The following is a 14508-nucleotide window of genomic DNA, read 5'->3' as shown; positions in this document are numbered from 1 at the left end:
ATTGTAAAATACTTTACTTCTTTTCTTTCTCAACCTCAACCAGGTCGATATCGAAAATAAGCGTTTCGTTCGGACCGATTTTTTGTCCGGAACCTTTATCTCCGTATGCTAATTCAGATGGTACATACAGTCGCCATTTCGAACCTTCGGGCATCAATTGCAGTGCCTCGGTCCAGCCTTTAATAACACCCATTACTCTAAATTGAGTTGTATCTCCTTTCTCAATAGAGCTGTCGAATACCGTTCCGTCAAGCAAGGTCCCATGATAAGTACATCTTACCTTATCCATTTTCTCAGCAACAGGGCCATTACCTTCACGAATAATCTCGTATTGCAAACCGCTTTCAGTTTCAACTACTTCAGAACGCTTTTTATTTTCTTCCAGAAACTTTTTACCCTCTTCAAGGTTTTTAGCAGCTTCTTCTTTACGTTCCTCATCTCTTTTCGTCTTCACCTCCTGATAAGCTTTGCGAAGAATTATATCGGCATTCATATCAGTAAAATAAGATTTACCATATGCCATTTGGTTTAAGAAGCCTTTAAAAAACGCTTCTTCGTTCAAGTCTTCGAACTGCTTTACCTGGTAATTTTTAAAATTCTCATCTAACTTACGTTTCGATATAGCTTTTGCCATATCAATGTAAGCCAAAGAATCCATTTCAAAAGGAAGTCTTTCCCATTCCTTCTTCATGTTATTAGCCATAACAAAACCCAATGCATAACTCACACTGTCGGTCTGATTTTTAAAATCCATTTTACCCGTGCGTGGCACTCTTGAACATGATGAAAGCACCACCACTAATGCAAGAGCTGCAACAAGTAGATTTGATAATTTCATACTTTTTCTTTTTACTGATTAAAAACTATTACCAACTTGGTTAACAGTTGGTGATTATTACTTATTCAATTATTTAATTGCCAAAAGCTCAACTTCGAAGATAAGTGTTGTATGAGGTCCGATAGCCTGACCTGCACCACGCTCACCGTAAGCCAAATCAGAAGGCACAACCAAACGCCACTTACTTCCTACAGGCATCAACTGAAGCGCTTCTACCCATCCTTGAATTACACCGTTAACAGGGAATGTAGCAGGCTCGCCACGTTGTACTGAGCTATCAAAAATACTTCCGTCAATTAAAGTACCATGGTAATGACACTCAACCTGATCAGTAGCTGATGGCTTTGCTCCGTCACCTTCTTTAATTACTTCGTATTGCAATCCACTCTCAAGAGTTACAACACCTTCTTTTTTAGCATTCTCAGCTAAATAATCTTTACCTGCTTGAATAGTAGCAGCATGCTGTTTTTGTTGCAACTCACCAAAGAATTTCTGCAATATTTCGTTAGCTTCTTCAGCTGTCATTTCTGTTTCTTTAGCATCAAAGGCAGCCTCTAACCCACTTGCTAATTTAGCAAAGTCTAAACTCTCAATACCCGACTGTCTTAGATTATTTGCCAGGCTCATTCCCAAGGCGTAACTTACTTTTTCCATTTAAAATGTCTTATCGATTTATAAACAAGCCACGAAATTACATTTTTAGTACTACAATCAAAATCATATGATAATGATATTGAGATTTAATGATAAAGTCGTCCCTACAGGACTTAGATTGAATTGACTTTTTAACACAGCACTTACGTACTATGCTGCTACAAACGTCCCTGCGGGACTAGCATAAATTTATCATTAACAAATAATCATTCAATTGTATTGAGAAATCTAAAAGGTAAGGTTCGTGTTAAGAAATTTAAGACTTACTTTTACGAGTAGAATCTCAACCTTTACCTATGATTTTTCAATACCGCAAGAAAAAAATCGAACAGCTCAAGAGTTCATTTGGCGACTTCAAAAAAGAAGAATACAATTTTGATCTGATCAAATTATATTTCAAAAATAAAAAGAGGAATTCAGCTACTACTGTCATTTCTGATCGTACATGTGCCGATCTGGATTTTGAAGAACTTTTCATGTTCCTAGATCGAACTCATTCCAAACCCGGTCAGCAATACTTATATAATCAACTAAGAAACACACAGTCATCACATAATTTTGAACAAGATGAAAAAATCATTTCTCAGTTAATAAATGATCATTCGATATTTGAAATTCAATACCTGCTAAGCAAACTAAAGCATGATGACGGCTATTATATTGCTTCGCTGTTTCAGGAAAAGCAGCCTGAGGCACCCACTTGGTTTAAACTGGCTCGCTATTCTCCATTGCTAGTCATTGCCAGCCTGATTTTGTTTCCGTATATACCGCAATTTCTTTTTGTACTTATGGGATTGATTGTTTTCAATCTAATAGTACATTATTGGAACAAGAAGAATCTAATCCATTATTCAGCATCTATCCCACAATTGATAAAATTGAAAGAAATTGCCAAACACTTGTATAAATATCACGCCTTAAAAGCAATTAACAAAGAACTCTTACAATCAACCAAAGTTATTGACAGCATCAAAAATAAGATGTTACTATTTCAATTGGAAGCTAAAGTTCAAGGTGAGTTTCAGGCATTATTCTGGTTTATTATAGAGCTTTATAAAATCCTTTTTCTGTTGGAACCCATCATTCTTTTTAGTGTATCAAAACAACTTAGATCAAAGGGCAGGGAAATTGAAAAGATATTTGACTTTGTTGGAAAAACCGATGCTTTACTATCTATAGCTTCTCTTCGCCATGGTCTTTATTCGTATTGCCAACCTCAGATAACAACAGAAGCTGAAATTGAAGCACAGGAAATGTATCATCCTCTAATACCGGATTGCATTCCCAATAACCTTTCGACTCATGGTAGATCAATATTACTAACAGGTTCTAATATGTCAGGCAAAACTACTTTTATCCGAACCGTTGGAATTAATATTCTAACCGGGTTAACCATTAATACCTGTTTTGCCAAAGAAGCAAGTTTTTCATACTTCGCGATTGAATCGGCTATTCGCATCAGCGACGATTTACTAAACAGCAAAAGCTATTATCTTGAAGAAGTACAAACCATCCATTCGATGATTAAGAAAAGTACTGAGAGGTATAATCTTTTTCTGTTAGATGAAATTTTTAAGGGTACCAATACAATTGAGCGCATTGCATCGGGTAAAGCCGTGCTATCATATCTGGCAAAAAACAACAACCTGGTATTTGTTTCAACCCATGATATTGAATTGGCAGAACTACTCAAAGACGAATATGAATTATATCATTTCTGCGAAACGGTTGACAATAGTTCTATTGATTTTGATTATCAACTCAAGAAAGGCCCATTGAAGAACAGAAATGCCATTCGAATATTGGAGATGAACGATTATCCCAAATCGATTATTGAGGATGCTATTGCCATTTCGCGAGATGCAGACATGAGACAGGTCAAGATGATGAGTGATTTATAAGCGAACATAGTCGTCCCTTTGGGACTCTAATACATTTTGACTTTTAACACAGCACTTACGTACTATGCTGCTACAAACGTCCCTGCGGGACTCTGGTATCATCGCCTTTTTACATTGTATTTACGAACAACCATTTTCATCAATACTATTAATTAAGAATACAATTAATTATCACAAAGATTTATTTATTAAATTTAATGACCTCATTTTTAAAGTATACTATTCATGACAGGTGGAGCTGGTTTTGTTAAAGATTCAATGAACACAAGCCGCAATAATAGGCGACTACGAGATAACATTAAAGACAAACACTTTAGAGTTATAAAAAAAGCGAGCAAATTCGTTCCTCCCAATAAACCAGTAGCAAAAGCAAATAAACTAGTCCTTGATAAAATTATACTAGATACTAAAAGGAATAATAGAAGAGTGTTATTTAAACAATTAATCATCCTAATTATTTCAATTGGTATTTTCTTAGCATTCGTCCTACTTATTAGGTTATCAGCATAATTAATGACTATACATTTCCTCTGATGTGGTGGTAAATTCATCATCTCCCCAAAGTCGGAATTGAACTTGTGGCCCATTCCACGCTTGCGGCCAACCTCCTTTTATTGTTTTGATATAAACCAACTTTACAGGGTGCTTTCCTTTTCGTAAGGCAATGGTTGAATTGTTACGTGAAAATCGTTTGACCTCCCCATTATTATCAATCAACAGTTGATTAGTAATATAAAACTGATCCAAATTAGTTGAAAACTCATAAATACCGTCTTCAGGCACTTCCAGATAACCAGTAAACACTGATGCCGATTCACCTTCATGCCCATCCCGTTTCATACCTTTTATAGGCTTCATTGGATTAATTCTTTCTGTCCAATCACTGATACTATCCAGTTCTTCTGATGATTTGAAATGTCCAACTGTGTAATTTTCAACCAAACCAGGTTTTGTAGTCTCTGATTTAGCTGCATCAATATACTCTGACTTTACCAGGCGAATGGTTCTAGCAGGACTCAGCTTTCCTGTATTCAGCACGGTTGCAATTTTAATGGTTTTATTAGTTGCAAAAATCAAAGGCTTTTGATATAAGTTAGAAGCTTCTGTGGGCTTGGAACCATCTGTTGTGTAATACATTCTTAAGTTCCAGGTATTCGAAAATTCTATTCTGATATTATCAACAAATACCATTTTATCAACCGGACCTTCCGGCAATGGAATGTGGTAATTAACATTGTGCATATCCATTCTTCGATGCAGGTTATCCAATCTATAAATAAAACTATCATAATCGCGCTGCTCTTTAGCTGTCCAGTTTACTTCTGCTAAAGCCAAAATACGCGGATAAACACGATACTCAACCAACTCGGGAGTATACATATATTCAGTCCATACATTACCTTGAGTTCCTAAAATATGATGTTTTTTATCTTCCCTCAAATGATCCGGAACCGGATCATAACTATACACTTCTTCCAAAGGAGTATAGCCACCAATAGCCACCGGCTCTACCCGATGATCACCTTGATAATGATCTAGGTAACACCAATTACCCGGAGTCATCACCACATCATGCCCCTGATTGGCTGCTTCTATTCCTCCTTCTTCTCCACGCCACGACATTACTGCTGCTGATTCGGCCAACCCTCCCTCGAGAATCTCATCCCAGCCAATCATCTTCTTACCATGCTTTAACAGCACCTTTTCAATACGCTTTACAAAGTAACTTTGCAACTCATGCTCATCTTTTAAACCTTCATCCTTTATTCTTTTCTGACATAAAGAGCATTCTTTCCAACGATCTTTGGGACATTCATCACCCCCAATATGAAAATAAGGCGATGGAAACAATTCTACTACTTCTTCAATAATATTTTCGAGAAAAGTAAAAGTTGCTTCCTTACCTGCACAGTATACATTTGATTCAACACCCCATGTATTGCGCACTTTAAATGGGCCACCCGTACAAGAATATTCAGGATACGCAGCTAATGCCGCCAAAGCATGACCTGGCAATTCTATTTCAGGAACTACTGTAATATTTCGTTCCGTTGCATATGCAACAATCTCTTTAATTTGCTCCTGCGTATAAAAACCTCCATATTCTGATCCATCGCCTTCTATTCTTCTGGAACCAATTTCAGTCAGTTTAGGATATTGTTTGATTTCAATTCTCCACCCCTGATCTTCAGTCAGGTGCCAATGGAAGGTATTTAACTTCACCATGGCCATCATATCCAAATGCTTTTTTATATTTTCCACCGGCACAAAATGACGACACACATCCAAATGCATGCCTCGCCATTTAAAACGTGGTTCATCTTTTATCTTCACAAAAGGAACAACCCACTTCATGCGTTGAACAAATTTCGGGCTTTCAACCTCAGTTGGCAGCAATTGCAATAATGTTTGAAGCCCATAAAAAACACCTGCCATATCTTTACCCTTTATCTCAACTCCCGACTCACTAACCTCCAGCACATAGCCTTCATCTGTTAATTGAAGCGTTGTGTCAACAAGGAAAGTCACATAATTATTCTCTGGATACAGCTCTGAGAATGACAATTTAAAATGGGAAGTACTTTCTATTTTATCGGATAGCGTTTGGGCAATGTATTTCACTATTTGATCATGAACAAACAATTGAGTTTTTTTGGTAATTTCAAACTGCCCGGGAAGTTCTTCCACATACTGAGGGAGTGGAACAATCATCAATGTATTTTTATCCTCATCAGAACAAGCAAACAAAGTGCTAATCAGTAAGAACAGCACACAATAGTTCTTAAGCATGAAGTGTGTTTTTTAGGTTTTCATTCTATCAGTTACCAAATGTAACAAAAGGTAATTAATAACACTCGTTCATCTTTCTGGTAAATACCTAAAACTGTTGGAAATTGTCGTATCTTCGCAGCAAATTTTCAAGTTGAACATCATGTCACATAAAGCAGGCTTCGTAAATATTGTTGGAAACCCAAATGTTGGAAAATCTACTTTGTCGAATGAATTAGTGGGCGAACGCTTATCGATTATTACATCTAAGGCTCAAACCACACGTCATCGTATTTTTGGGATTGTAAATCAACCCGAATACCAAATAGTATTTTCTGATACCCCGGGTGTACTAAAGCCCAATTATAAGTTACAAGAATCGATGTTGCGATTTTCGAAATCGGCATTGGCTGATGCTGACATTATTTTATACGTAACAGATACCTTTGAAAAGCCTGATAAGAATGATGATTTCTTAGGGTCGGTGCAAAAAACCAATATTCCTGTGTTGCTCGTTATCAACAAAATTGATTTAGTTGATCAGGAGAAACTGGATGATATTGTGACATTCTGGAAAGAACAATTGCCTGGCGCTGAGATTTTCCCAATGTCGGCATTACATAAATTTAATGTTCAAAATCTGTTTGATCGCATTATTGAGTTATTACCCGATTCTCCTCCTTTCTTCGATAAAGAAGCCTTGACAGATAAACCCGAGAAGTTTTTTGTGACTGAAATTATTCGTGAAAAAATATTGTTGCAGTACAAAAAAGAAATTCCTTACTCGGTAGAGGTTGAAGTGGAAGAGTTTAAAGAAGGCCCTGACAGAGTGGATATTCGTGCGGTAATTCATGTAGCCCGCGATTCGCAAAAAGGCATTATTATTGGCCATAAAGGTGTGAAGCTAAAATGGGTTGGTATTGAGGCCCGAAAAGATTTAGAAGCGTTCCTTAAGAAAAAAGTGATGCTGACTACTTACGTTAAGGTATCGAAAGACTGGAGGAATAAAGAAAACTTTTTAAGAGGACATGGTTACGATCTGAAGTAATTTAAAACCTTAAGCTTTCTTAATTTTATTGGTGTGTGGGCTGATTTTCACTACTTTTGCAGCCCCAATTTGAATAAAACAAAAATATCATGGGAAATTTAGTTGCAATAGTTGGTAGACCAAACGTAGGTAAATCAACGCTTTTCAATAGATTAACAGGTACACGTCAGGCGATCGTAAACGAAGAAGCAGGTGTAACCCGCGACCGTTTATATGGCAAAGCCTTCTGGAATGGTGTGGAATTTTCGGTGGTAGATACCGGAGGATATGCCACCAATTCAGATGATATTTTTGAAGAAGAAATTCGTAAGCAGGTACTCATTGCCATTGAGGAGGCCGATGTAATCGTATTTGTGGTTGATGTAATCACCGGGGTAACCGACTATGATGAAGGTGTTGCCGAATTATTACGTCGCACTAATAAGCCAGTATTGGTATTGGTTAATAAGGTAGACAACCATGATCGCATACCTGAAGCAAGCTATTTTTATTCAATGGGTCTGGAAGATCTCTTCCCAATTTCTTCCATTAACGGTGCTGGGACAGGAGAATTTCTCGATCGTTTGGTTGAAGTTTTCCCAAAAGAAAATACACCGGAAGAAGATGTTGATTTACCTCGCTTCACCATTATTGGCAGACCTAATGCCGGTAAATCATCAATACTAAACGCTTTTATTGGAGAAGAACGTAATATTGTAACTCCAATTTCGGGTACTACACGCGACTCTATTTACACCCGCTATAATAAGTTTGGTCACGATTTTTATCTGGTTGATACAGCTGGTGTAAGAAAGAAAAATCGTGTTCACGAAGATTTAGAATTCTATTCTGTAATGCGTGCTATCCGCGCCATTGAAAATGCCGACGTTTGTATGCTGATGATTGATGCTACAAGAGGTTTCGAAGGTCAGGATCAGAAAATATTTCAATTGGTACAACGAAACAAAAAAGGGATCGTGGTATTGGTTAATAAGTGGGATTTGATAGATAAAGATCATACCACAACTAAAAAGTTTGAGGAACAAATTAGAAGTGCAATGGCACCTTTTACTGATTTCCCAATTGTATTTACCTCAGCTTTAACGAAGCAACGAATCCATAAAGCTATTGAAAAGTCAATTGAAGTATACAATAACCGTAATTTAAAAATTACTACTTCACAACTAAATGAAGTAATGCTGGCTGAGATTGAAAAAAATCCTCCACCATCTATCAAAGGAAAATTCATTAGAATAAAATACGTAACGCAGTTACCAACGCAATCTCCTGCTTTTGCATTTTTCTGCAATTTACCTCAATATGTAAAAGAGCCATATAAACGGTTCCTTGAGAATAAAATTCGTGAACATTGGAACTTTAATGGATTGCAGGTGCAGATTTTTATGCGTAAAAAATAAGGTTCAGTTGTCATACTAGAAGAAATAGAAGATCGAAAGCAAATATTGCACTAAAAGAAATGCATATATTTGCTTTTGTATCAACTTAACCTTTTTGATTTTTTAAGCCCATTATCACACATCGTAATATGCAACGTTTTCAGCCAAAATACCCAATCTTACTTCTGTCGCTATTTATAACTGTGCTATCCTATGGGCAGCGAACACTTGGCGGAGCTGAAGGAGGAAGACCTCAATTGGGAGATAATGACCGCCCTGACCAGCAACAACAGAGTGGTGCTTCAATCAAGCCCGATGTAAGAGCATGGCACCTGAAAGACGGATATACGTTTGCGGATACAACTGTTGTCGACACCATTTCAACCGGTTTCCAAATATTCAATCCCATATATAATAAAAGCATTGCCAATGCCTATCTGGGCAATATGAATACCGCTTATCAATCAATGATATTTGAAGATAGAGAGAATAAATATGGCTTTCTGTTTTTCAATTCATTTTTAGCTTATATGCCTGATATTGACGATTTGTATTTTTATAATACCAAAACTCCATACATTAACTTAACCTACAATTTTGGAGGGCCCAAACGTAGATCAGAGGAAAACATTAGTGCTTTATTTACTCAAAACGTAAATAAGAATTTGAATGTAGGAGCCAGTTATTCCCTTTCGTCATCACTGGGGCAATATTCATCACAGAAAGCAGAAGTTGATAATGCAAAATTCTTTTCGAGCTACGATGGAGAAAAATATAGTTTTCAAGGTGCCTTTTTGTACTCAAAACTTAAATCTCTTGAGAATGGAGGAATTGACAGAAATGCTACTGGTAATGATTTTAACAATCTGGAGCCCGAAGAGGTAATCATGCGATTTACGACTGCCGAAAAGATCCTTACCAAAAGAAAACTATTTTTTAATCAATCGCTAGATATTGGTAATATTACTTTTACCGATAAAGATTCAGTTGAAACTGTTTTACCTGTAGGTACTGCCTTTCACACTTTTGAGTTTGAGCAAAATCAAATGGAATATAATATATCCAATTTGCCGTCTTACTACGCTTCCTCAACCACAGCACCGTTCTATCCAATAATCAACAGCGATACGCTGCAAACAAGAGACAGTGTAAGAGTAAACTCACTACGAAATACTTTTCAGATAAAATTTAACGAAGAAGCTAACTCTTTATTAAAATTTGGATTAAGAGCCTTTATAACCAACGAAGCTTCTTTTTACCGCTTCCCTAAAAGACCAACGGAATTTGATGAAGGTGATGATTTCTTAACTCCTCACTATGTCAATACAGATACTACATTAGTAACAACAGCCTTAGGAGGACAGATATTTAAAAATTTGGGTGAAAATTTCTGGTGGAATGCGGGCGTAAAAATTTATTTTCAAGGATACCGTGCCGGCGATTCAGAAATTACCGGAGCTATGAGCTCAAGTTTCAGAGTTTTAAAAGATACAGCAGGATTTTTTGCTAACGGAGGAATCTACCTTACAACACCCGAATTATTTGAAACCAAATATTACTCTAATCATCTTGAATGGGATAATAATTTTGGACAAAAACGAACCATTCAGTTTAAAGGAGGAATTAGAATACCTACCAAACAACTGGAAATAAGCGCCGGAGGTTCTTTAATGAACAACTATATATATTGGAATTATGATGGCACCCCAAGTCAAACTAACGGAGTAATTCAAGTGTTTAATGCTAACGTAAAGAAGCTATTTAAACTAGGTAATTTCCGGATTAATAATGATGCTGCACTTCAATACAGCAGTAGTGAAACCGTTATTCCATTGCCATTATTTGCGTATTACAATTCCACTTATTACCAAAATACACTGTTTAAAGTATTACACTTTCAAATCGGTTTTGATTTTAGATATTTCACTAAATATTACGCACCTTTTTACATGCCTGCAACCGGACAGTTTACTGTGCAAAATGATGAAAAAGTGGGCGATTATCCCTGGGTAGATGTTTTCTTAAATTTTCAGTTGAAAAGAGCTCGAATTTACGTAAAATACGATCACGTCAATCAAGGATATCCTGATCAACCATATTATACAACTTACAATTATCCGGGCAATCCAAGAGCACTCAAATTTGGCGTATCATGGAATTTCTATGACTAACAGCAACGCCTTAAATTGCTGGCTGAATTCATTTTAATTATATTTGCTCCGAATTAACGAGAAGGTACTATGCGACATAGCTACATACTAATACTGGTTATAGCAAGTCTGTTTGCATCATGTAAAACAGATAAAAAACCAACTCTATTCAACCGCGCTAACAAAGAAGTTGATATAGACCTTGACGACATTGTTAAGCGTGGAAAAATTAAAGTAGTAACTGATTATAATTCTACCAACTACTTCGTTTATAAAGGTCGTCCTTTGGGTTATCAGTTTGAATTGCTGAAAGCGATGAGCAATCAACTGGGACTTAAACTGGAAATTACTGTTTCAAACAACGTTGAAGAGAATATAAATAATCTATTAAATGGTGATATTGACTTAATCGCCACTAATTTCACCGTTACCCGTAACCGAAGTAATAAAATAGCATTTACCGAACCTCATTGTGTTACACGTCAGGTTTTGGTGCAACAGAAATACCGAAATTCAACCGGATCTGAACCAACTATTTTTAACGAAGTCATTAGAAACCAACTGGATCTTGCCGGAAAAACTATTTACGTACAGGAGAACTCATCGTTTGTTGAACGTCTGCGTAATTTAAGCAATGAAATAGGTGATAGTATCAATATTGTTGAAATTCCGGATTACGAAGTAGAACAGTTAATTGACTTGGTAGCCAATGGCGAAATACCCTATACCGTATGCGATGAAAACATGGCTCGAATCAACACCAATTTCTATGATAATATTGACGTTGAAACAGCTATTAGTTTTCCTCAAAAAATAGCATGGGCTGTTCGGCCAACCTCAAACGACCTGCTAGATGTAGTTAATAATTGGCTTATCAACTTTAAGAAAACAAAGCAATACAAACGCATTTATCGAAAATACTTTATCAACGAAAGATCAAAACATTTGGTAGATGCAGGCTTTCATTCCATCAGAGGTGGTAAGGTGTCTATTTATGATGCCATCATTAAAAAGGAAAGTAAAAAATACGATTTAGACTGGCGCTTGATTGCTTCACTTATTTATCAGGAATCACGATTCCATCCGGAGATAGAAAGTTGGGCTGGAGCAAAAGGATTGATGCAATTAATGCCGGAAACTGCCGATTATTTTGGTGTTAAAGAAATAACATCACCTTCTGAGAATATTAAGGGCGGGTTAAAATTTTTAACATGGCTTGATGGGCGATTAAAGAAAACGATAGAAGATCCGGAAGAACGTATCAAATTTGTTTTAGCCGCCTATAATGTTGGCTTGGGGCATGTACAGGATGCTATGCGACTGGCTGAAAAAAATGGAAAAAATCCATTGATTTGGAAAGACAATGTTGATTATTACCTTCTTAATAAATCAAAACCTGAATTTTATAACGATCCGGTGGTTAAATATGGTTATTGCCGAGGTGAAGAACCTTATCACTATGTTACTGATATTCTGGAGCGTTATGATCACTATAAGAATGTAATAATGGATTAAGTTCGTTTATTTTTAAAACCTGAAGAAACTCACTTAATATCATAGCCGTTGCTCCCCATATTTCAAAATTATGGTAGGCAAAAAATGGCGCTTCAATTAATATATCATTAATTTTTCTTGAGAAAGATCTGATATTACCGGGTTTGGTCAATTCTGCAAGCGGAACTTCAATTAAGGTATCAACCTCTCTTGGATCTGGTTTAAATTTAGGTTCATAAGGCAGAACTCCTACTTGTGGATATACCACAAAGTTTGAATTAGGAATATATAAGGAAGTCAGCTCACCAATAAAGGCAACATCTTTTCCAATAATACCAATTTCTTCTTCTGCCTCTCTAATGGCAGTTGCAAAGTAACTGGCATCCCCCTCTTCTGTTTTGCCCCCCGGAAAACTAACCTGTCCACTATGCGCTCCTTTGTAAACCGAACGTTTCATTAGAGGTATATGCCACACTCCGTCTTTCAGATACAACACAATTAAAACACTACTTTCCCTTGCTTTATCAGGTTGGGGCGTAACTTTACCTGTAAACCTCACAGAAGGAGACATGATAAGCTGTGCCTTTTCACCTGGTAAGGGCCTTTGAAATGCTTCAATTAATATTTGTGTTTGCCTGGTCATTTTGTTTCTTTCAAATATAACTGCTGAATTCTTTAAAAGGTTTCTTAAAAGTTAAGAAATTGTTTTTAAAATTCATCGATTCACTTCACTTATGACCATAAAAAAAGGTCGGGCGTTCCCGACCATTTGTCCCATTTATTAACTTAAACCTTTTAAGATTTACACCAATAACAAATCAAACTCCATACCAAAAGATGCACATTACAGGAAGATCACAAGACTTTAATTATAAACACCTGATTAAATGACGATTTAAAAATTAAGGAATAATTTAATCAAGGAATACTAAATCGATAAAGTGTTCATAATCGTACACTAAATGTACGATCTTACAAATCGGTTAATTAAATCGGATAGCTTTAACAGGTAAAATTCGGGCTACGAGGTATGAGGGACCTAACAACATAAGAAGAGTAATAATAGCAACACCGACATTTAACATGATAAGATGTGATGCCTGAAGATATACGGGCACCGTTTCAAGGTAGTAATTGGCTGCATCCAATTTTATTAATTGAGTATACTTTTGCAACAAAGCTAAACCTACTCCTATTAAATTTCCCCAGATTAATCCCTTCCCAACAATATATAAAGCCAGGTAGAGAAAAACCTTACGCAAACTCCAGTTCTCCGCTCCTAAAGCTTTGAATATACCAATCATATTGGTTCGTTCGATAATTAAAATAAGCAGTCCGCTCACCATGTTAAATCCAGCTACCAAAAGAATCAAAACCAGAATAACTAAAAGATTCATATCCAACATATCCAACCAGGTAAATATTTGTGGTTGTACCTGACGAATTGTTTTGGCTCTTAACATGGTACCGTTCTCTTCAACTTTTGAACTGGTTACATAGTAAACTTCCTGATGTATTTGGTCCAACTGCTTAAAATCATCAATTATTATCTCATAACCCGAGACTTTGGTATCATCCCAGTTATTAAGTTTCTGAACATGACGAATATCTACGAAAGCAAAAGTTTTATCAAATTCCGGAAAATGAGAATTATAAATACCACTGACCGTAAACCTTCGCATTCGAACCTGATCTTGCACAAAATACATTCGAAGAGGATCATTCACCTTTAACCGCAACATGTTTGCAATTTCTTCCGATATGTATATTTCATTGGACCTTACAGAATCTTTAAAGTTAGGTATTTGTCCATCAACGCATACCTCTTCCATAAACTCCCAATCGAAATCAGCCCCTACCCCTTTTAGAATAATACCTTGAATGGCTTCTGAAGTCTTTATAATACCTGGTTTGGTAGCAAAAACCTGTACCTGATTAACCCCATCAATGGTCTTTAACTCCGAAACCAAATCACTGTCATTAGTAATTGGATTACTTTCGTACGAGTTATTATAGTCATAACTCATTACCTGAAGATGAGATCCAAAACCAATAATTTTCTGACGAACCTCGCGCTTAAATCCCAAACCGATAGAGAGTGACAAAATCATGACCACCATACCGAGTATAACACCCAAGGTGGCAACTTTAATAACCGGACCTGAGAGTTTCTTACCGGTTATTCCTCCTGATTTTATTTTTCGTGCGACAAATAATTCGAAATTCAAGGTGCAAGATTTTGAGCAAAGGTAGAAAAAGCAAATAAACTACCACATAT

Annotated in this window: 11 protein-coding genes; 6 read left to right on the top strand and 5 right to left on the bottom strand. The window is 36.4% G+C overall.

Annotated elements, in window-relative coordinates; all coding sequences use genetic code 11:
- Positions 1-13: 13 nt before the first annotated feature.
- Complete coding sequence (locus KEM10_RS06660; RefSeq protein ID WP_212215099.1) at positions 14-838, bottom strand: FKBP-type peptidyl-prolyl cis-trans isomerase; 825 nt, start codon at positions 836-838, stop codon at positions 14-16.
- Positions 839-907: 69 nt separating this feature from the next.
- Positions 908-1492: an FKBP-type peptidyl-prolyl cis-trans isomerase gene (locus KEM10_RS06655; RefSeq protein WP_212215097.1), complete on the bottom strand. Its 585-nt coding sequence runs from the start codon at positions 1490-1492 to the stop codon at positions 908-910.
- A gap of 296 nt (positions 1493-1788) precedes the next feature.
- Between KEM10_RS06655 and KEM10_RS06650 the strand changes: the two genes are divergently transcribed.
- Both KEM10_RS06650 and KEM10_RS06645 read left to right on the top strand, forming a co-directional pair.
- A complete protein-coding gene (locus KEM10_RS06650) occupies positions 1789-3393 on the top strand; it encodes a MutS-related protein (protein WP_212215095.1) in 1605 nt (534 codons plus the stop codon).
- A 225-nt stretch (positions 3394-3618) separates the two neighbouring features.
- Positions 3619-3903, top strand: coding sequence for a hypothetical protein (locus tag KEM10_RS06645; RefSeq protein ID WP_212215093.1), 285 nt, complete (start codon positions 3619-3621; stop codon positions 3901-3903).
- Here KEM10_RS06645 and KEM10_RS06640 read toward each other — a convergent pair whose 3' ends face one another.
- Positions 3904-6183 carry a family 20 glycosylhydrolase gene (locus KEM10_RS06640; protein ID WP_212215091.1) on the bottom strand — a complete coding sequence of 760 codons (2280 nt, stop codon included), beginning with the start codon at positions 6181-6183 and terminating at the stop codon, positions 3904-3906.
- A gap of 142 nt (positions 6184-6325) precedes the next feature.
- On the opposite strand from KEM10_RS06640, the gene era reads away from it, so the two are divergent.
- From era to KEM10_RS06620, 4 genes are all read left to right on the top strand, one after another.
- On the top strand, positions 6326-7210 hold the full coding sequence (era, locus tag KEM10_RS06635) for a GTPase Era (RefSeq protein WP_212215089.1): 885 nt from the start codon (positions 6326-6328) through the stop codon (positions 7208-7210).
- 89 nt (positions 7211-7299) lie between these two features.
- Positions 7300-8607, top strand: a complete 1308-nt coding sequence (gene der / locus KEM10_RS06630; RefSeq protein ID WP_212215087.1) for a ribosome biogenesis GTPase Der — start codon at positions 7300-7302, stop codon at positions 8605-8607.
- Positions 8608-8735: 128 nt separating this feature from the next.
- On the top strand, positions 8736-10757 hold the full coding sequence (locus KEM10_RS06625; protein ID WP_212215085.1) for a putative porin: 2022 nt from the start codon (positions 8736-8738) through the stop codon (positions 10755-10757).
- 69 nt (positions 10758-10826) lie between these two features.
- Positions 10827-12251 carry an MltF family protein gene (locus KEM10_RS06620; RefSeq protein ID WP_212215084.1) on the top strand — a complete coding sequence of 475 codons (1425 nt, stop codon included), beginning with the start codon at positions 10827-10829 and terminating at the stop codon, positions 12249-12251.
- On the opposite strand, the gene KEM10_RS06615 is transcribed toward KEM10_RS06620, so the two are convergent.
- Together KEM10_RS06615 and KEM10_RS06610 are read right to left on the bottom strand one after the other, a co-directional pair.
- Positions 12199-12873, bottom strand: coding sequence for an NUDIX hydrolase (locus tag KEM10_RS06615; protein ID WP_212215082.1), 675 nt, complete (start codon positions 12871-12873; stop codon positions 12199-12201). The two genes, KEM10_RS06620 and KEM10_RS06615, sit on opposite strands and share 53 nt — an antisense overlap.
- A 340-nt stretch (positions 12874-13213) precedes the next feature.
- Complete coding sequence (locus KEM10_RS06610; protein WP_212215080.1) at positions 13214-14458, bottom strand: ABC transporter permease; 1245 nt, start codon at positions 14456-14458, stop codon at positions 13214-13216.
- Positions 14459-14508: the final 50 nt, after the last annotated feature.

It is taken from the genome of Carboxylicivirga linearis, assembly GCF_018271995.1.
Classification (GTDB): Bacteria; Bacteroidota; Bacteroidia; order Bacteroidales; family Marinilabiliaceae; genus Carboxylicivirga; species Carboxylicivirga linearis.
This window is presented reverse-complemented; position numbering and strand designations above follow the sequence as displayed.